13 protein-coding genes are annotated in these 18348 nt (G+C 61.7%); 11 read left to right on the forward strand and 2 right to left on the reverse strand.

Annotation, left to right across the window (positions count from 1 at the left end; genetic code table 11):
• Window positions 1-2 precede the first annotated feature (2 nt).
• Window positions 3-917 (reverse strand): GDP-mannose 4,6-dehydratase, encoded by a 915-nt coding sequence (locus LCU97_RS20660; RefSeq protein WP_232777618.1) that lies wholly within the window; start codon window positions 915-917, stop codon window positions 3-5.
• Window positions 918-1342: 425 nt separating this feature from the next.
• On the opposite strand from LCU97_RS20660, the gene LCU97_RS20665 reads away from it, so the two are divergent.
• The 7 genes from LCU97_RS20665 to LCU97_RS20695 all read left to right on the forward strand — a co-directional run bounded on the left by LCU97_RS20665 (window position 1343) and on the right by LCU97_RS20695 (window position 10519).
• Window positions 1343-2989, forward strand: a complete 1647-nt coding sequence (locus LCU97_RS20665; protein ID WP_232777619.1) for a glycosyltransferase — start codon at window positions 1343-1345, stop codon at window positions 2987-2989.
• Window positions 2983-4275, forward strand: coding sequence for a glycosyltransferase (locus LCU97_RS20670; RefSeq protein ID WP_232777620.1), 1293 nt, complete (start codon window positions 2983-2985; stop codon window positions 4273-4275). Before LCU97_RS20665 ends, LCU97_RS20670 begins: the two co-directional genes overlap by 7 nt.
• Window positions 4272-5153 (forward strand): class I SAM-dependent methyltransferase, encoded by an 882-nt coding sequence (locus tag LCU97_RS20675; RefSeq protein WP_053149146.1) that lies wholly within the window; start codon window positions 4272-4274, stop codon window positions 5151-5153. Before LCU97_RS20670 ends, LCU97_RS20675 begins: the two co-directional genes overlap by 4 nt.
• Window positions 5150-6304: an acyltransferase family protein gene (locus LCU97_RS20680; RefSeq protein WP_232777621.1), complete on the forward strand. Its 1155-nt coding sequence runs from the start codon at window positions 5150-5152 to the stop codon at window positions 6302-6304. Before LCU97_RS20675 ends, LCU97_RS20680 begins: the two co-directional genes overlap by 4 nt.
• The gene (locus LCU97_RS20685) at window positions 6298-7110 is read left to right on the forward strand and encodes a class I SAM-dependent methyltransferase (protein WP_232777622.1); all 813 of its coding nucleotides are present in this window, start codon (window positions 6298-6300) and stop codon (window positions 7108-7110) included. The genes LCU97_RS20680 and LCU97_RS20685 overlap by 7 nt, the downstream gene beginning before the upstream one ends.
• 87 nt (window positions 7111-7197) lie before the next feature.
• A complete protein-coding gene (locus LCU97_RS20690) occupies window positions 7198-8391 on the forward strand; it encodes a DUF3142 domain-containing protein (protein WP_053149137.1) in 1194 nt (397 codons plus the stop codon).
• Window positions 8378-10519 carry a hypothetical protein gene (locus LCU97_RS20695; protein WP_053149134.1) on the forward strand — a complete coding sequence of 714 codons (2142 nt, stop codon included), beginning with the start codon at window positions 8378-8380 and terminating at the stop codon, window positions 10517-10519. Before LCU97_RS20690 ends, LCU97_RS20695 begins: the two co-directional genes overlap by 14 nt.
• A gap of 87 nt (window positions 10520-10606) precedes the next feature.
• Here the strand turns inward: LCU97_RS20695 and lpdA are convergent, their stop codons facing one another.
• A complete protein-coding gene (lpdA, locus tag LCU97_RS20700) occupies window positions 10607-12007 on the reverse strand; it encodes a dihydrolipoyl dehydrogenase (RefSeq protein WP_232777623.1) in 1401 nt (466 codons plus the stop codon).
• A 213-nt stretch (window positions 12008-12220) separates the two neighbouring features.
• On the opposite strand from lpdA, the gene LCU97_RS20705 reads away from it, so the two are divergent.
• From LCU97_RS20705 to LCU97_RS20720, 4 genes are read left to right on the forward strand one after another with little or no spacing between them, the layout of a single operon-like run.
• The gene (locus LCU97_RS20705; protein WP_232777624.1) at window positions 12221-14182 is read left to right on the forward strand and encodes a protease modulator HflK; all 1962 of its coding nucleotides are present in this window, start codon (window positions 12221-12223) and stop codon (window positions 14180-14182) included.
• Window positions 14179-15237 (forward strand): protease modulator HflC, encoded by a 1059-nt coding sequence (gene hflC / locus LCU97_RS20710; RefSeq protein ID WP_232777625.1) that lies wholly within the window; start codon window positions 14179-14181, stop codon window positions 15235-15237. Before LCU97_RS20705 ends, hflC begins: the two co-directional genes overlap by 4 nt.
• The gene (gene hflK, locus LCU97_RS20715; RefSeq protein ID WP_232777626.1) at window positions 15234-16286 is read left to right on the forward strand and encodes a protease modulator HflK; all 1053 of its coding nucleotides are present in this window, start codon (window positions 15234-15236) and stop codon (window positions 16284-16286) included. Before hflC ends, hflK begins: the two co-directional genes overlap by 4 nt.
• Window positions 16283-18193, forward strand: coding sequence for a cation-translocating P-type ATPase (locus LCU97_RS20720; RefSeq protein ID WP_232777627.1), 1911 nt, complete (start codon window positions 16283-16285; stop codon window positions 18191-18193). Before hflK ends, LCU97_RS20720 begins: the two co-directional genes overlap by 4 nt.
• Window positions 18194-18348: the final 155 nt, after the last annotated feature.

An 18348-nucleotide genomic window follows, 5' to 3' on the forward strand; every position in this document is an offset into this window, starting at 1 on the left:
TTTCATTCCTGACGCACCCGCATGTCCCAGTCGGAAAGGATGGTTCGCAGGGATTGATGAGTTGAAATCCGAGGCTCCCATCCCGTGATCTGATGCAGCCTGGCATGGCTACCACAGACGCGACGCTGGCTGACCGCGCGTAGGCGCGAAGGGTCCTGGGTCAATTGTATTTCGACCTGAGCGATATCCGCGAGTTGTTCAATCAGGCTGCGAACACTTTGCTCACGGCCCGAGCAGATGTTGTAGATTCGACCGGACGCTCCTTTCTCCAGCAAAGCGAGGTAGGCTGAAACTACATCGTCAACGTCGAGGAAGTCGCGGGTAACATCGATATCGCCCACGGCGAGTTGCGGCGCCTGCAGGTTCTGCTGGATACGGCATATCTGCCGTGCGACGCTGGAAATGACGAAATGTTCTTTCTGCCCGGCACCGATGTGGTTGAACGGACGCGCCACCACGACCGGCCAGCCTTCACTGATTCCCCACTGCAGGCTCAACAGCTCTGCCGACAGCTTGCTGACCGCATATGGGTTGCACGGAGCGGGGGGCTGGTGTTCGGTAATGGGAAAACCATCATCACGAACCTGCCCATAGACCTCTCCCGAACTGACGTACAGAAATGTCCCGGTAAAACCCCGTGCCTTTAGGGCCTGGAGAAGATTCAGTGTGCCCAGGAGATTGATTTGTAGAGTACGTGCGGGGTCGCGGAAGGCTTCGGGAACAAAAGTCTGGCCCGCCAGGTGAATGACGGCATCGGGGAGCTCTGGCCATAGACCTTCCAGGGTCTTGCTGTCCGTCAGGTCGTAGCGAGCAGCCACGGGCATTAATTTCCAAGCTGAATCGGGGGCATTCAGACGAGACGCGATATGACGGCCTACAAAGCCGCCAAGCCCCGTAACGAACAGACGTTTTTTCAAGCATCAGCCCTCTTGATGCAAAACTTCGTCTGTCGCGAATAAGTAGGAAGTTTCCGTAAGTTCGAAGAAACCTTTCCTTAGTCAGCCCCAGATGAAGCGTTTTTGTTTTAGTTGTTTGGGTATCAATTTGTGCCAATTTCACGACAATTTCAACAGCGCAGACCGTGACTGGTCAGTTCTCGTATTTATAGCTGGTTTATTCGCGCCAAGCGGTTCACGAACAGGCCGCGGATATGTTTAGAATGCCCCTCGACACGATGCCTCCAGGTTTCGATCCTGAATCGAGCAGGGGCATGGAGGTCACTAAAAACAAGAACGAGACGGGTGGGTAGATAATCGAGCAAGGCGGCTACGTGCCGGTTCGCTTCGTGACTCGACCGTCATTAAATGGAGTTGCCGGGATGGCGACTTCATGATGAGGTGCCATGAACTTCATTCTTTACTCGGACGTAAACGATCACTCCATCAGCCATAGCCTTGGTCGTCCTGAGTACAGTTACTACTTTGTGCTCAAGGCTTATCGTCCCGTGCTGGAAAGTCTGGGGCAGGTGCATGTGGTGGCGTCGGTTGCCGAGGTCGATCCGCTGTATCAAACGCTGCGGCAAGCCGGACAGGAATGCCTGTTCCTTTCATTTTCACCGCCGCACAAGACGCCCACCGACCTGCTGTGTCCGATGGTTTGCGTGGTGGCCTGGGAGTTCGACTCGATTCCGGCCGAGCACTGGGACGGCGATCTGCGTCATGACTGGAGCCGCACGCTGGCCCGCCATGGCCGGGTCATTACGTTGTCCAGTCATACGGCCGAGGCGATTCGCAGGTCGCTGGGCGAGGATTTTCCGGTGCTGGTCCTGCCAACGCCCCTTTGGGAACGCTTCGCGGCGATTCGTGAACAGTACCCGAGTGCGCCGGTCAATCCCGGCACCGTCCTACAGATCAAGGGGTGCATCATTGATAGCCGTCCCCTTGGCCTGTCGGCCGACGGCTTGATCGCGCCGCTCATTGAAGAAGAGCCGGTGGCGGAGCCTGATGTACCCGAAGCGCCCGAGCCGATTGACCAGCAGCCGATTGCCGAACCGCCGTCACCCACCTGGCGACGTCGTGCATTCATCAGTCGACATTACCTGCGCGAAATCATCCGCGCCTTCTCCGCCGGGAACGAGCAGGGCCCGCTTTGGCTGATCAAGCACAACCTATTGTGCTGGTATCGCGAAGCGGTTCGCGACCTGGTACCGGTGCCTGTGCGTATCGTGGCGAGCAAGACCCTGAGGGGACCCGTTGCGCCGCCAGTGCCGGACGTTGTCGAACCACCTCCACCCACACCTCTTGCTCCACCCGAACATCCTCAAGCGGTGCTGCCGGACACCAGCCAGGTCGTTGAAACCGAGGTCAGTGGAGTGGTGTATGTCAGCGTGTTCAACCCCGATGACGGCAGAAAGAACTGGCATCACATCATCACTGCATTCTGTTGGGCCCTGCGGGACGTCGAGGACGCCACGCTGGTGTTGAAAATGACCCAGAGCGATCTCTCGACCTATTACGTCGAGTTGCTCACGGTGCTGTCCCAACTGTCGCCGTTCAGTTGCCGGGTCGTGGTGATGCACGGGTTTCTGGAGGACGAGCAGTTTGCCCGGCTGTACGGTGCGGCGAGTTTCTACGTCAATGCCTCCCGTTGCGAAGGGTTGTGTCTGCCCCTGATGGAGTTCATGTCCTGCGCCCGGCCGGCGATCGCGCCGGACCACACGGCGATGCGTGACTACATCGACGCCCAGGTGGCTTTTATCGTCAAGTCCAGCCGTGAGCCGACCATCTGGCCGGAGGATTCGCGCATTTTGTACAGAACCCTGCGCCACCGGCCCGACTGGGGGTCGTTGAAGCTTGCCTACCAACAGAGCTACGCCCTGGCCCGACACCAGCCCGAGACCTACCACGCCATGGCAGCGGCTGCGAACAAGCGCATGCGTGACTATTGCGGCTTCGACCCGGTACAGCGCCGCCTAGCGAATTTCCTGGCGCTGCCGGACTGCGACGATTTGCTGCCGGACGTGATCGAGGCGGGGGCCGCCTCATGCTGATCATCATTTATTCGGAAACCAACCAGAGCAACATCCTGGAAAATCTCGGCAAGCCTGAATACAGCTATTACTTCGTGCTCAAGGAGTTTCGCCCGGTGTTGGAACGCCTGGGACGGGTGGTCGAGGTGACACAGCCCGACGACGAAGTGGATCGGCTTCATGCCCAATGCCAGGAACGCGGCGAAGGGTGTGTATTCCTGTCGTTTTCTCCACCGCACCGCACCGCTGTCCACTACGCCTGTCCCACGGTTCCGGTGTTCGCCTGGGAATTCAGCACCATTCCCACCGAAAGCTGGCAGGGTGAGCCCCGGCATGACTGGCGAACGGTTCTTCGTGCGACCGGCATGGCGATCACCCATTCCAGTTTTACCGTCAACACCGTTCGGGAAACGATGGGCGCGGATTTCCCTGTCGTCGCCATCGCCGCGCCGGTCTGGGATCGCTTTGCTGCCCGCGGTGCGATGCTGGCGCAAAGGCCGACGGTCGAGCACATGCGCCTGCAACTGCGCGGCCTGTTGATCGACAGCCGCACCACCGACCTGCGACCCTACGGCCCGCCGCCCCATCGGGCTGGCACCCCGGTGACGCTTGACGGCCCGGCGCAGGACTGCGAATTGCTGCTGGACGGTGTGATCTACACCTCGGTGTTCAACCCGTACGACGGTCGCAAGAACTGGAAAGACATGATCAGCGCGTTTTGCAGCACGTTCCGGGATGTTCCCGACGCGACACTGGTGCTGAAGCTGACTCACCACGATGTCGCCGAAGCGCTCAATGACATGCTGCACCACGTCTACAAGAATCAGTCGTATCGCTGCCGCATCGTGCTGATCCACGGGTATCTGGCGGACGCGGACTACGAGCGGCTGGTGGAGGCCACCCGCTATGTGGTCAACAGTTCCTACGGCGAGGGGCAATGCCTGCCACTGATGGAATTCATGTCCTGTGGCCGGCCTGCGATCGCGCCGCGGAATACGGCGATGGCCGATTATATCGATCACGACAATGCGTTCGTGGTGGACTCCACCGAAGAGCTGACCGCCTGGCCTCATGACCCCCGCGCGGCATTTCGTACCCTGCGCTATGTCACGGATTGGGACTCGCTGTGTTCAGCCTATCGCGCCAGCTATGACGTGGCGAAGAACGATCCCGAACGCTATCGCCGCATGTCGGCCCAGGCAGTGCGCAGCCTGGAGAAATTCTGCAGTCAGGCTAACGCCGAGCAGCGTTTGCGGGGCTTTCTGGAGCAGTTGCCCGAGCGTACTCGGAACGCACAGCAGCCATGATCCAGCGATTGCTTACCTGGTTCAGGCCCCCCGTTGAACCCCCTCCGCCAGCGACAGTGGCTGTATCGCCTCGCGATGTGGGGCTCTACGATGCGATGCTCGATGGCTGGTTTCGCAGCGAAACCGGCGAATTGCTAAAGGGATTCGCCATCACCGCCGAGGATACCTTGCTGGATGTCGGGTGCGGCGAGGGGGTGGCGACGCTGTTCGGTATGCGCCAGGGGGCGTCAGTGATCTTTACCGACAGCGAGTACGACAAGGTGCGCGACCTGGCCCGTCGGGTGGAAGACCATGCCAGGACGAGCACAACGCCGTTCTTGGGATTGGTCAGCAACAGCCTGCCGCTACCCTTGGCCGATGGTTGTGCAAGCAAGATCGTGTGCATGGAAGTCCTTGAACATGTCGACCAACCGGCGCCGTTCATGGCCGAACTGGTGCGCATGGGGCGTCCGGGGGCGCAGTATCTGCTCAGCGTGCCGGCGCCGGTGGGCGAGCGTTTGCAGCAAGGCATCGCGCCGCCGGCTTATTTCCAGACCCCCAATCACGTGCAGATCTTCAACGCCGAGCAGTTTGCCGCGCTGGTGGAGGGCGCCGGGCTGGTCATTGAACACCGCCAGGCCAGCGGCTTTTTCTGGGTCATGGGCATGATCTTCTTCTGGGCCAGTGAACGAGCGGCCGGGCGCGTGCTCGAAGGCGCCGTTCGGGACCGAATCCAGGCCCCGTATCCGCCGCTGATGCAGGCGTGGGCGAGCGCCTGGCAGTCCCTGCTGGCGCAACCCGATGGCCTGGCGATCAAACAGGCACTCGATGGGTTCATGCCCAAGAGTCAGGTCATCATTGCCCGTAAACCCGACCTTTCATCCGGGGGCCAGTCGTGAACAGCAAGCGAATCATGGACATCGAGTTGCTGCGTGCCGTTGCCGTGATGGGCGTGCTGTTCCATCACATACAAGGCATGCCGTTCCCGGGGGGATGGCCAGGCCTGGCGGCCCTATCCGGTAGCTTCCAATTGTGGTGGGGCGTGGACCTTTTCTTCGCGATATCGGGCTTCGTCATCGGTCGTAGTTTGATCCCGCAACTGCGCGGTTGTGACAGCTCCCGGCAATTCTGGGCCGTCACGCGTGCGTTCTGGATTCGCCGGGCATTCCGTTTGTTGCCGTCGGCCTGGCTCTGGTTGCTGCTGGTGCTGCTTGCGGTGTGTTTCTTCAACCGCTCCGGTGCGTTCGGTAGCGTGCAGGCCAACGTCCAGGCCACCCTGGCCGGTGTCCTGCAGTTTGCCAACCTGCGCTTTGCCGACGCGTTCATGCGCTATGAATACGGCGCAAGCTTCGTGTACTGGACGCTCTCGCTGGAGGAACAGTTCTATCTGATCCTGCCCCTGCTGGTGTTCGTTTCGCGTCGGTACCTGGTCTGGGTGTTATTGGCGGTGGTGCTGGTGCAATTCTTCACCTGGCGTGCGGTGTGGTTGTCGGTCATACGCACCGATGCCTTGGCGCTGGGGGTGTTGCTGTCTATCTGGAGCCTGCGTCCCGGTTATTGGCGATTCGAGCCCAAGTGGTTGCGCCGGCCGGGGCTTGGCGTGGTGTTGCTGGCAGGCCTCGGTAGCATCATGGCCTGGCTTGCCACCGAGCAGTTCAATCTGTCGTTCTACCGCCTCGGGGTCATCGCCGCGCTGAGCACGGTACTGGTCTGGGTCGCGTCGTACGACCAGGATTACCTGCTTCCCCGAAGCCCCCTGAAAACAGCGCTGGCCTGGGTCGGCAGCCGTTCCTACGGGATTTATCTGATCCACGTCCCGGTATTTTTCCTGCTGCGCGAACTGTGGTTTCGTTTTGCCCCCTGGGGGTCGCCGGACATGTCCAGCCATCCGTGGCTGGCCCTGGCCTGTGGTTTGTCGCTGATCGGACTGCTGAGCGAACTCAACTACCGGCTGGTGGAAATGCCCATGCGTAATCGTGGCGCTCGACTGGTCGACCGCCTTCGAGTCACCCGTTCCGTCCTTCCCGTCTCTGGAGCCCCTTCATGCTGAGCCTTCTGAAGAAACTCACCACGGGCACACCCGCGCCCGCAACGCCAGCGGCTGACAAGGTCGATCCTTACATGCTCGGGCTGCACGATGCGATGCTCAGCGGCTGGTTCAACCAGCAGAGTGGCGAACTGTTCACCGGCTTCCCGGTGACCCCTGAGGATACGCTGCTGGACGTAGGCTGCGGCGATGGGGGCAACGTGCACTTCTGCGGCATGCGTGGCGCGAAAATCATCATCGCCGACATCGACGCCGCAAAAGTCGAGGCCACGCGCCAACGCTTGAGCGATACGCCGGCGCGAGACATCGAATGCTACGTGACCGACTGCAATCCGCTGCCCATCGCCGATGGTACGGCTACCCGCGTTGTGTCCACCGAGGTGATCGAGCATGTCGACGACCCGGCGCAGTTCCTTCGCGAATTGGTACGCGTCGGTCGGCCCGGTGCGCTGTACCTGTTGAGCGTGCCGCACCCCAGCTCCGAGGAATTGCAGAAGGACATTGCCGCACCGGAGTATTTCCAGAAGCCCAATCACATCCGCATCATCGGAGAGGAGCAGTTCAAGGCGATGGTCAGCGAGGCCGGCCTCGAAGTGTTGAGTCATAGCCAATATGGCTTCTACTGGTCAATGTGGATGCTGCTGTTCTGGGAGGCCAAGGTCGATTTCAGCAATGCCGATCATCCGCTGCTCAATCATTGGGCCGACACTTGGCAGGCGGTGCTCGACTCGCCTCGAGGCGCGCAGATCAAGCAGGCCCTGGATGGGGTGGTGGCCAAAAGTCAGGTGATCATCGCCCGCAAGCCTTGATCGCTGTCTGATTCCCCATAAAATGCCGCGGGGTGCCGGTACGGGTCCCCCTTGGTATCGATGCGACGCGCAATGCAGTGAATTCTCATGAGCTATTTATCCCGGCTGTCGCTGGCGCTCGCCGTTTTACTTTTATCGGGTTGTGAGCAACCTCCGGCTCGCCCTCTCGATCAGCAGCTGTACATCTGGCAACGCCAATGGATCCCGGCCCACGGGCCGGCGCTGCGCCAGAGTCGCGAGGATTTTTCCGGACTGCGGATACTGGCGCTGCAGGCTTTTCCACAGGCTGGCTGGAGCCGGGCGCGGATCGATGCGGCGTTGCTCAGGGCTGATGGTCGACCGCTGATTGCCGTGATTCGGCTGGATGGCCAGCTCAGGGCATTGGATCAGGACGAAATCGTCGCGCAGATCCAGCAGGTCCTGGAGGACTGGCGGGCCCAGGGTTTGGCGCCGACCGGGGTAGAGATCGATCACGACGCCGGTAGCGCACGACTGCCGGCCTACCGGATATTCCTGGCCCGGTTGCGACAAACCCTGCCGGCCGACCTGCAGCTGAGTATCACCGCGCTACCGGCCTGGCTCGACAGCCCTGTGTTGCCCGGTTTGCTGGAAACGGTGGACAGTAGCGTGCTGCAAGTTCACGCAGTCAGCGATCCGCGGCAGGGACTGTTCGACCCGAAGCAGGCCAGGCGTTGGGCCGAACGCTGGAGCCGTGTCACAACGCGACCTTTTTATCTGGCCTTGCCGGCCTACGGTGTGGCGCTGTTGAGCCAGGAGGACGGCGCGGCGGTGGTGGAAAGCGAGGTGCCGATCGACCGGGGCGGCGAGCGCAAGGAGTTACTGGCCGACCCGCAACAAGTGGCCGGGCTGACCGCCGGCCTGCGGGCCGATCCGCCGGAACATTTGGCCGGCTTGATCTGGTTCCGCTTGCCCTTGAGTGGCGACCGGCGTGTCTGGAGCCTGACAACCCTGGGGGCGGTAGCCCGCGGAGACAAACTCGAAGGACACCTGGGTCTGGAGCTTGAAGAGAAGGGCGGTTTGTCCGACATCCGCCTGGTTAACCTGGGAAATCTCGACAGTCCCTGGCCCCGGCGCCTGACGCTGGCCGCCGATGGGTGTGATGGTGTCGACGCCCTGGCCGGTTACACGTTGCAACAATCTCCCGGACTGCTTACCTTCACCCGCATTCAGGAGGGCCGCCTGGCCGCCGGTGCCCGGCGTCCTGTCGGCTGGGCACGCTGTACAAAAATTGAACAAGGAACTTTCAATGTCCACCCCTAAATGGCCTCATTTTCTGCTCGGCCTGAGCCTCAGCCTGCCATTGAACGTAGCATTGGCTTGCGGTCCGGAATTTCCCGTGCGCCTGCTGGATAACCGTGCCCAGTCGCTGAGCGAATTGCCCGAAGGCAGCTTTCGCTTCGAGGTCAGTCGCCTCGGCAAGGCCATCGCCGGGCTCAAGCCGGCCAGCGAGGCGACTCTGAACCCGGACTACAACTATGACGATCAGCCTGCCTACGTCGTCCAGCGCGACCAGGCCGAACGGATTGGCCTGACTCCGCCGCAGCAAGCAGTGGTGGAACGGGTTCGGGCGTTGAACGATATCGAACAGGTCGCAGCCGAAGCCGCTAATCTGCCTGCCGAGCTGCGCCTGTATGCCATCGGCGCGGCGGCGTTCAATCTCGGTGAGCATCAACAGGCGGCGCAGGCCTTTCAGCAATTGCTGGCATTACCGGCCGACCAGCGCCCGCTGCGCAGTACTTGGGCCGCATACTCCTTGGGCCGGTCGTTGTTCGCGATGAGTACCGAGGCGGGACGCGGAGAGCCGGCGACGTTGCGTGAACAGGCGAGGGCGGCGTTTCGCCAGGCCCGCGAACTGAGTATCGGCGGCTTCAGCGACCCGCTGGAACTGGGTATCGCCAGCCTTGGCGAAGAAGCCAGGGTGGCCTATACCTCCGACGACTGGGACAGTGCCATTGAGTTGTACGCGAGCCAGCTACTGCAAGGTTCGCAGGTCGGCTACAGCTCGTTGTTGTACCTGGCGGTCGACCTGACGGGGCAGCCGGACGAGCGCCTGGACTCGCTGCTCGAAAACCCAGGAGTGCAGCGGCTGCTGACCGGTTATCTGCTCAGTCGGGTCGGCTGGTGGGATGGCGAGGAGCCGTCAGGGGAAAAGCGCCTGGTCCAGCGGCTGCAAGCCAGTACCCGTGGCAGCCTGGACAACGCCGACCGGCTGGCGGCGGTCAGTTATCAGCACGGCGATTACGCCAGCGCCAAGGCTTTCGTGGACAAGGCCGGCGACACTGGGTTGGCTTGGTGGGTACGGGCGAAGCTGGCATTGCGCGACGCTGATAAAGCAGCGGCGGCAGCGGCCTATGCCAAAGCGGCCCAGGCCTTTCCACAAGAGGAAACGTGGGGGGGCCGGCGCAACGCGGATTGGGATTACGAGGTCGTACAGCCCAAGTGCCGGATCGAGGGCGAAAGTGCGATTCTGGCGCTGCAACGGGGCGACTATCTGCAAGCCTTCGATCAGCTTTATCGTGGCCAGAGCAATTACTGGTACGACGCCGCTACCGTCGCCGAACGGGTGCTGACGGTGGATGAGTTGAAACAATATGTCGATCAGCAAGTCCCGGCTCCGCCGCCGTTGAGCCAGCAGGACCGTGACAATTACGTGCCACTACCGGTGGCTGCGAGCCTGCGCAACCTGTTGGGTCGCCGCTTGCTGCGCGAAGGACGCTACGACGAGGCTCCGGCGTACTTCGATAACACCGATCTGCAGGAGAAAGCCCGGACCTACGGCCAGTTGCTCCAGCAGGCCGAGTCCAAGTGGTGGCCGACCCGCCGGGCCGAGGCTTATTTCAATGCTTCCTGGATAGCGCGCCGATGGGGCATGGAACTGCTCGGCTACGAGATGGCCCCGGACTATGCGTCCTTGGGGGGCAGCTACAGTCTTGAGCCAGTCGAGCTGAAGGTCGGGCCGCTGGTGGCCGAGGGTGAGGTGCAACGCCAACAAGCCAGCGCCGCCCAGCCAGACATGCGCTATCACTACCGTTTTGTCGCCACGGCGTTGGCGAGTCGGGCGGCGGACAACCTGCCCCATACCAGCCAGGCGTTTGCTGCGGTGTTGTGCAAGGCCGTGGGGTATAACTCCAGCCTGGAAGATCAGCGCGCGTTGTATCAGCGGTATGTGAAGGAAGGGCCTTACGTGACCTGGGCCGGGGATTTCGGTCATCAGTGCCAGGAGCCGGATTTCCGCAAGGCGGACAAACGTTATGCGACCCAGGCCCTGGAGTCGATTCGTTCAACACTTCGGCCCTACAAGTTCTGGCTGCAGGCCGGTGGTGTGGTGTTGGTGATCGCGATAGCGCTGGGGTTGATCAGTCGGCGCCGGCGCAAGAACCGGGTATAACCAGCGCGAGGTGAGTGCCCCGGCTTTGGGAGCGGGCCTGCTCGCGATAAAGCGATCACGAGCAGGTGTTGCCGGGGGTTGACTCCGCTACATCTGCGTCGCCATTCCCTCCACGTTCATCGCCGCCTGGCGTAACGCCTCCGAGCGGGTGGGGTGTGGGTGACAGGTCAGGGCGATGTCTTCGGCCGAGGCGCTGAACTCCATGGCTACGCAATATTCCCCAATCATCTCACTGACGCTGGGACCCACCAGGTGCACGCCGAGAATCTGGTCGGTCTGCTCGTCGGCCAGCACCTTGGCGAAACCTTCGGTCTCATGGTTGATTTTCGCCCGGCTATTGGCCGTGAATGGAAATGTGCCAACCTTGTAGGCGCGGCCTTGGGCCTTGAGCTGTTCCTCTGTCTTGCCGACGCTGGCCAGTTCCGGGCGGGTGTAGATGACGCTGGGAATCAGCTCATAGTTGACCTCACCGGTCTTACCGACGATCTGTTCGACGCAGGCCATGGCCTCGTCTTCGGCCTTGTGCGCCAGCATGGGGCCGGACGTCACGTCGCCGATCACCCAGATGCCAGGCGCTTCGGTGCGATGGTGCTTGTTGGCAAGCATGCCGCGTTGATCGGTGCTCAATCCGACATTTTCCAGCCCCAACCCTCGAGTGTAAGGCCGACGGCCGATGGCGACGAGCACGTAGTCGGCCTCCAGTACCTGCATCTCGCCGCCGGTTGCCGGTTCGACTTCCAATTGCACGCCATTTGCCGAAGTGACGGCGCGGGTGACCTTGGCTCCCAGCTTGAATTGGATGCCTTGTTTGCCCAAGGCCCGCTGCAGGGTTTTCGCGGCTTCGACATCGGTGCCAGGGCAAATGCGATCCAGGTATTCCACGACCGTTACCTGGGCGCCCAGCCGCCGCCAGACCGAGCCCAACTCCAGGCCAATGACACCCGCGCCGATCACCACCAGATGCCGCGGCACTTCGCTCAGGGAGAGGGCGCCAGTGGAATCGAGGATGCGCTGGTTATCGATCTCCACCCCCGGCAGGGGCATGGGTTCGGAGCCGGTCGCGATGATGATGTCTCTGGCGCCCAGCTGGGTTTTGCTGTCGTCGTCGCCGGTGACGGTCACCTTGCCCGGACCATCGATATGGCCCCAGCCTTTGATCCAGTCGACTTTATTCTTGCGGAACAGAAACTCGATGCCTTTGGTAAGGCTGGCTACGCTTTCGTCTTTCTGTTTCATCATTTGCGAAAGATCGAGGGTCGGGCTGACCTGGATGCCGAGCCTGGCGAATTCCGGACCCGTGGCCGCTTCGTAGAGTTCCGAGGCGTGAAGCAGGGCTTTGGATGGCATGCAGCCAACATTCAGACAGGTGCCGCCCAAGGTGGCCTGACCTTCGACGCAAGCAGCCCTCAAGCCCAGCTGGCCGGCCCGAATCGCCGCGTTATAGCCGCCGGGCCCGCCGCCCAGAATGACAACGTCATAATTGCTCATCTCAGCTCTCCCGCCCGGTCATAAAAATTACGTTCGTAATATGAGCGTTTTCGACAATTACGGTCAAGGCTTCAAAGGAGGTCCGTGGCGAACTGTCCATGAAGAAATCAAAACAGAAATTTCACAGAAACCGTTATAGGGTAACGTCCTATAACGAAGCGGCCATGGTTTTGCCCACAGGCCCGATTTTGATCCCGTGAACGCTGGGGTGGTATGCAGATCGATTTAGGTGACGAAGGGGGGAGGGCGGACGGATTACCGCGCTTCCAGCGAGCGCAGTTCCAAGGTCGGCGCTTGAAACGTATGGCCTTGGTGCTGGGCGTGCTGGCAGGCATGGGCCTGGTGCTGGCATTTTTTATCGGACTGTTTGCACCGCAATCGTTATGGCCGGCACTGCTGGCAAGCCAGTGCGCGGCCTTGGTGGTGCTGGTGGCGGGCTTGCAATCGGCCTGGTGGGTGACGCAGTGGCGTACCCGGGTCCTGTCGCCGGTCGCAGATAGCTCGGCCGCTGTCCCGCCGTCCGTGGAAAATCCTGGCTGGTATGAACGGTTGCTCGAAGGTATCAGCACCCGTTGCGTTCGCCTGCTGGGTTATATCGGTGCGCCCGCGTTGTGGCTGTTCGGTTGGGCTGCGCTGGTGCTGTTGATTCTGGAGCAGGCCTGGAACCTGGAATTGCCACCCGCCACGCTGGGTGTCTCAGCGAGCATCGGCGCGATATGTTCTTTATTGCTGGCGTTCGGGTTGCTGGTTTTCGAACGCCAGTTGGGACAGCAATCCATCCTTGAGTGGCCTGAGGCACCGCCGCTGGCACAGCTGGCTCGGCTGGCAATCATTGTTCTGGTGTTATGCGCGCTGTGCCTGTTGTTCGCCACGCAAACGTCCCTTTGGCCGGTTCGCATGGCGGTGCTGGCAGGGGTGTTGCCGGGAGCGGTGGCGATGGAGTTGCTACTCAGGGCGTTGCTGTCGTTGTTCAGTCCACGCCGGGACGCGCTGGAGCCAACCCTGCTGGCTCGCAGTGTCATCGCCGATCTGCTGCGCTGGCCGCCGCGACCCTTGCAGGCGTTGCAGCGTGAGTTGTACAGCCGTTTCGGCATCGACCTGCGGCAGGCCTGGGCTTTCAGCTACATGCGTCGCGCCTTTTTTCCGGTGCTGGTACTGGTCTCGCTGGTGGGTTGGCTGTTGACCGGCGTCCATGAAGTACCGATGCAGGGCCGTGGTATCTACGAGCGATTCGGGGAACCGGTGAAGGTCTTCGGTCCGGGCCTGCATATCGGGTTGCCTTGGCCGTTGGGTCGGGTGCTGAATGTCGAATATGGGGTGGTGCACGAATTGGCTACCAGCGTTGGCAACGAACGCACCCTCGTACAAGCCGAACCGGCGGAGGGGCCCGCACCAGAGGTTGCCAACCGGCTATGGGACGCCAGCCATGTGAACGATAAATCCCAGGTGATTGCCAGCCGCCGCGCCGACCAGCAGAGCTTCCAGATCGTCAATATGGATGTGCGTTTCATCTACCGCATCGGCCTGGACGACGCCGCGGCCCTGGCGGCGACATACCATAGCACCGACGTGCCCGCGCTGATTCGAAGTACGGCCAGCCGGATCTTGGTACACGAATTTGCCTCGCGCACGCTGGACGGTTTGCTGGGTGCTGACCGTATCAGCCTGGCCGATGAGATCGGTCGTGCGGTTCAAGCGGATTTGCAGGCGCTCGATAGCGGCGTGGAAATCCTGGCCACGGTGGTGGAAGCGATTCACCCACCGGCAGGTGCAGCCAATGCTTATCACGCTGTACAGGCGGCCCAGATCAGCGCCCAGGCGCTGATCGCCCGGGAACGCGGCGCTGCGGCGGAGCAGACCCAACAGGCGCAATTGCAGGCCGCCATGGCATATGACCAGGCTCAAGCCAAAGCCCATGAAGTCAATGCCACCGCCCAGGCCGGCGATTTGCGCTTCGATGCAGAACGTAAAGCCTATGCCAGCGCAGGCCACGCGTTTGTGCTGGAACAGTACTTCAGCCAATTGATTCAGGGGCTGGGCAACGCAAGGCTCTTGATCCTTGACCATCGCCTGGGCGGCCGTGCAAACGCGCCGACCATTGATCTGCGAACCTTTACGCTACCGGCGGACCCTGCCTCGCCGCGTAATCTTGCCCAGCCAGGAGCTGCCCATTGAGCCCTTCTTCTCACGGTAATCATGACCATATCGGTCACGATCACGATCACGATCACGATCACGATCACGGCCATGCCGGCCATCATCACGGGCATCATCACCATCACGGCAACCCGCAGCATGCCGGACCATTCCCTTGGCGGCGGATGGGCTGGGCGGCGCTGCTGGTGGCATTTGCGGTTGCGGCCGCAAGCCTGGTGCAGGTGCGCTCGGGGGAAGCTACCGTCATCACTCGTTTTGGTGATCCTGCGCGGGTGTTGTTGCAACCGGGACTGGCTTGGCGTTGGCCGGCGCCGTTCGAGGCGGCGATTCCAGTGGATCTGCGGCTGCGTACGACCTCCAGCGGTCTGCAAGACGTCGGGACCCGCGATGGGTTACGCATCATCGTACAGGCCTATGTAGCGTGGCAGGTTCAGAGCGAACCGGACAACGTACAGCGTTTCATGCGGGCGGTGCAGAACCAGCCGGACGAAGCTGCGCGGCAGATTCGCACCTTTGTCGGCTCGGCCCTGGAGACAACCGCTGCCAGTTTTGATCTGGCGAACCTGGTCAACACCGATGCGGACCAAGTGCGGATCGGCGATTTCGAGGCGCAATTGCGTCAGCAGATCGAGCAGCAACTGCTCACCACCTATGGCGTGCGGGTGTTGCAAGTGGGCATCGAACGATTGACCTTGCCTTCAGTAACGTTGACCGCCACGGTGGACCGCATGCGTGCCGAGCGTGAAACCATCGCTACCGAGCGCACGGCCATTGGCAAACGCGAAGCCGCACAGATTCGCTCCGCAGCCGAACGTGATGCGCGGATCGTGCAAGCCGATGCCACGGTGAAGGCGGCCGATATCGAAGCTCAATCCCGGGTCGAAGCGGCGAAAATTTATGGCCGGGCCTATGCCGGCTCGCCCCAGCTCTATAACGTGCTGCGCTCCTTGGACACCTTGGGAACCATCGTCGGTCCCAGCACCAAGCTGATCCTGCGCACAGACGCGGCCCCGTTCAAAGTGCTGGTCGATGGCGTGCCTGTTGTGGAGCCCAAGGGTGGAACACAACGATGAATAGCGTTCCACGTGGAACAAACGAGTTGTCCAGCCCATGGGTTCAGGCGGGACGCTTGGCTTTTCTGGCGCTTTATGCGGTAACGGCTCTGGCCGCTGTGACCTGGGTGTTCTCCAATGTACGGCAGATAGCCCCCCAGGACCGTGCTGTGGTGCTGCACTTTGGCACGCTGGACCGGATTCAGAACGCCGGGCTCCTGATGGCCTGGCCTCGTCCCGTGGAACAGGTGGTTCTGCTACCGGCGGCGGATAGGGTTCTGGACAGGCGCGTGGAAACCTTGATGCGTTCGGACGCCGCTCTACAGGCGGATCGGGTTGCCAGCTTCGCCACGCCGGTCAGCGATGCGCTGGCCGGTTCGGGTTATTTGCTGACCGGCGACGCAGGGGTGGTGCAACTGGACGTGCGAGTTTTCTACAAGATCACGGAGCCATATGCCTTCGTGTTACAGGGTGAGCATGTGCTGCCAGCCTTGGACCGTTTGGTCACCCGTAGCGCCTTGGCATTAACCGCCGCTCGGGATCTGGACACTATTCTGGTGGCTCGTCCAGAGCTGATCGGCAATGACAGTCAGGCCGCCGAGCGCCGCGAACGCCTGCGGGGCGACCTGGTTCAAAGCGTCAACCATCGTCTGGCCGAGCTGGCATCCACGGGGCAGGGGCTGGGGATCGAAGTGGTGCGGGCCGACGTTCAGTCGAGCCTGCCGGGCCCTGCAGTGAGTGCGTTCAATGCGGTGCTCACGGCCAGTCAACAGGCCGATAAGGCAGTCGCCAATGCACGCACCGAAGCCGAAAAGCTGACCCAGACGGCACGACAGCAAGCTGATCGGGTCTTGCAGGTCGCCCATGCCCAAGCCAGTGAGCGGCTCGCCAAAGCCTCGGCCGACACTGCGACGGTGCTGAGTCTGGCAAAGGCCCAGGCCGGCGATCCGCAGATGTTGCTGCGCCTGTATCGCGAGCGCGTGCCAGCCATTCTCCGCCAGGCCGGCTCAGTGACGACGGTCGATCCTGAAGACGATTCCCGTCTGATCATCCAGGGAGCTGAACAATGACCCCACCTACCGCCGACGCTCCGATGCTGTCTCGCGCCGAGCAACGTACCGCTGCGCGGCAACTCACCCTGGCCATGGTCGCCCTGGGCTTGCTCGCGTTGGGCCTGGTGTGGCGGGGATGGTCACCGGAGCAGGCGGGCGTCAGCCAGTTGCTGCTGGGAGTCGCCTCGTTGCTGGTGGCCATGCCAGTGATGCGTTCCGCCTGGTACAGCCTGCGCTATCCGAGTCTGCATGGAATCACCGATCAACTCATCGCCCTGGCCATGCTGGGAGCGTGGGCCACCGGCGATCTCATGACCGCCTCGCTGTTGCCAATCATCATGATCTTTGGCCATGTGCTGGAAGAACGCAGTGTCATCGGCTCCCAGGAAGCGATTCACGCCCTTGGCCAATTGACCCGTAGCCAAGGCCGCAAGGTGCTGGCGGACGGTTCGATTGTCGATGTTGATAACGCGACGCTCAAGCCGGGCGATCTGGTGGAGGTTCGGGCGGGGGACCGTGTGCCTGCGGACGGACGTGTGGTAGCCGGTCAGGCGAGCCTTGATACCGCTCCCATCACCGGTGAGTCGGTCCCGCTGGACGCGGTGGTGGGTACGGAAATCTTTGGCGGCGCGATCAATCTCGATGGGTTGCTGCGCCTTGAAGTGACGCGCACCGGCAACGAATCGACGCTGGGCAAGGTCATCGCCCTGATGCAGAACGCGGAACGTTCCAAGCCCCCCATTACTCGGTTGCTGGAACGTTATGCGGGCAGCTATCTGGTGCTGGTGCTGATGCTGGCTGCGGTGACCTGGTTCATTACCAATGATGCCCAGGCGATGCTGGCAGTGCTGGTAGCCGCGTGTCCATGCGCGCTGGTACTGTCGGCACCGGCGACGGCTATCGCGGGCATAGCGGTGGCGGCGCGTCATGGCATCCTCATCCGCAGCTCGGCTTTTCTGGAGGAACTGGCGGACCTGACGTCACTCGTCGTGGACAAGACCGGCACACTGACGTTCGGTGCCTTGCGCCTCAAATCCATCGAAGGTGACGAGGATCCTGCCTTTTTACTGCCGTTGGCTGCCAGCCTTGGTTCGGCCAGCAGCCATCCGGTCAGCCGTGCATTAGCGGGACTGGTGGAACAGGAGAGACGGCCTTCGCTGACACAGATTCAAGAACGACAAGGCTTGGGTGTAGTCGCGATGACCTCGCAAGGCGAGGCGGCACTGGGCCGACCGGAGTTGTTCGAGCGGTTGGGAATCGCGACCTCGCCAATCCCCAACCATGATGGCCCGATTGCCGGCCTGGCTCTGGATGGGAAGTTCCTCGCCTGGTTGTTGCTGGCCGACAGCGTCAAGCCGGAAGCGCAAATGGCCTTGAGCGAACTACGGGCGCTGGGCCTGGGGCGCCAGTTGCTGTTGACCGGTGACCGCGAGAGCGTGGCGAATGCCCTGGCGCGGGATGTCGGCATTGGCGATGTACAGGCCCAGGCGTTGCCGGAAGACAAACTCAAACGGGTCATGGCGGAGATCGATCACGGTTTCCGTCCCATGGTCGTGGGTGATGGCATCAACGATTCCCTGGCGCTCAAAGCCGGAGTGGTCGGGATCGCGATGGGGGCGGGCGGCGCGGACATTGCTCTGGCGTCCGCCGATGTGGTGCTGATTGGCAGCGACCTGAGGCGGCTCGGTACCTGCGTGCGACTCAGCCGCCAATGTCGCCGTACCCTGCAGGTCAATGTGATCATCGGCCTGGGCTGGACTATGGCGATCGTCGCCTTCGCGGCCTTTGGTTGGCTCGGCGCGGCAGGGGCAATGGTCGCGGCGTTGCTGCATAACCTGAGTACTCTGCTAGTGTTAGGTAATGCCGGGCGCTTACTGCGGTTCCATGAGCCTCTATCGAAAATTTCGCCGGAGCCAGGCCAGTAAGACAGCGCGAGCGACATGCAATCAAGGGTGGAAGAGGGTGCGCACCAGGGCAGTCCCCGGCGCAGGAGCGGATTCGGGAGGTAATAGAAAAAGGCTATATATTCGATAGGCAGCTATTTTTCTACAATGGTCTACCCTCATTTCAGACGTCTGAA

Origin of the sequence: Pseudomonas uvaldensis (assembly GCF_021271205.1) — a bacterium.
GTDB classification, from domain to species: Bacteria; Pseudomonadota; Gammaproteobacteria; order Pseudomonadales; family Pseudomonadaceae; genus Aquipseudomonas; species Aquipseudomonas uvaldensis.

Excerpts from the sequence above, each read along its gene's own strand:
- LCU97_RS20665 (WP_232777619.1), top strand. The coding sequence starts at position 1,343 with ATGAACTTCATTCTTTACTCGGACGTAAACGATCACTCCATCAGCCAT.
- LCU97_RS20670 (WP_232777620.1), top strand. The coding sequence starts at position 2,983 with ATGCTGATCATCATTTATTCGGAAACCAACCAGAGCAACATCCTGGAA.
- LCU97_RS20675 (WP_053149146.1), top strand. The coding sequence starts at position 4,272 with ATGATCCAGCGATTGCTTACCTGGTTCAGGCCCCCCGTTGAACCCCCT.
- LCU97_RS20685 (WP_232777622.1), top strand. The coding sequence starts at position 6,298 with ATGCTGAGCCTTCTGAAGAAACTCACCACGGGCACACCCGCGCCCGCA.
- LCU97_RS20690 (WP_053149137.1), top strand. The coding sequence starts at position 7,198 with ATGAGCTATTTATCCCGGCTGTCGCTGGCGCTCGCCGTTTTACTTTTA.
- LCU97_RS20695 (WP_053149134.1), top strand. The coding sequence starts at position 8,378 with ATGTCCACCCCTAAATGGCCTCATTTTCTGCTCGGCCTGAGCCTCAGC.
- lpdA (WP_232777623.1), bottom strand. The coding sequence starts at position 12,007 with ATGAGCAATTATGACGTTGTCATTCTGGGCGGCGGGCCCGGCGGCTAT.
- LCU97_RS20705 (WP_232777624.1), top strand. The coding sequence starts at position 12,221 with ATGCAGATCGATTTAGGTGACGAAGGGGGGAGGGCGGACGGATTACCG.
- hflK (WP_232777626.1), top strand. The coding sequence starts at position 15,234 with ATGAATAGCGTTCCACGTGGAACAAACGAGTTGTCCAGCCCATGGGTT.
- LCU97_RS20720 (WP_232777627.1), top strand. The coding sequence starts at position 16,283 with ATGACCCCACCTACCGCCGACGCTCCGATGCTGTCTCGCGCCGAGCAA.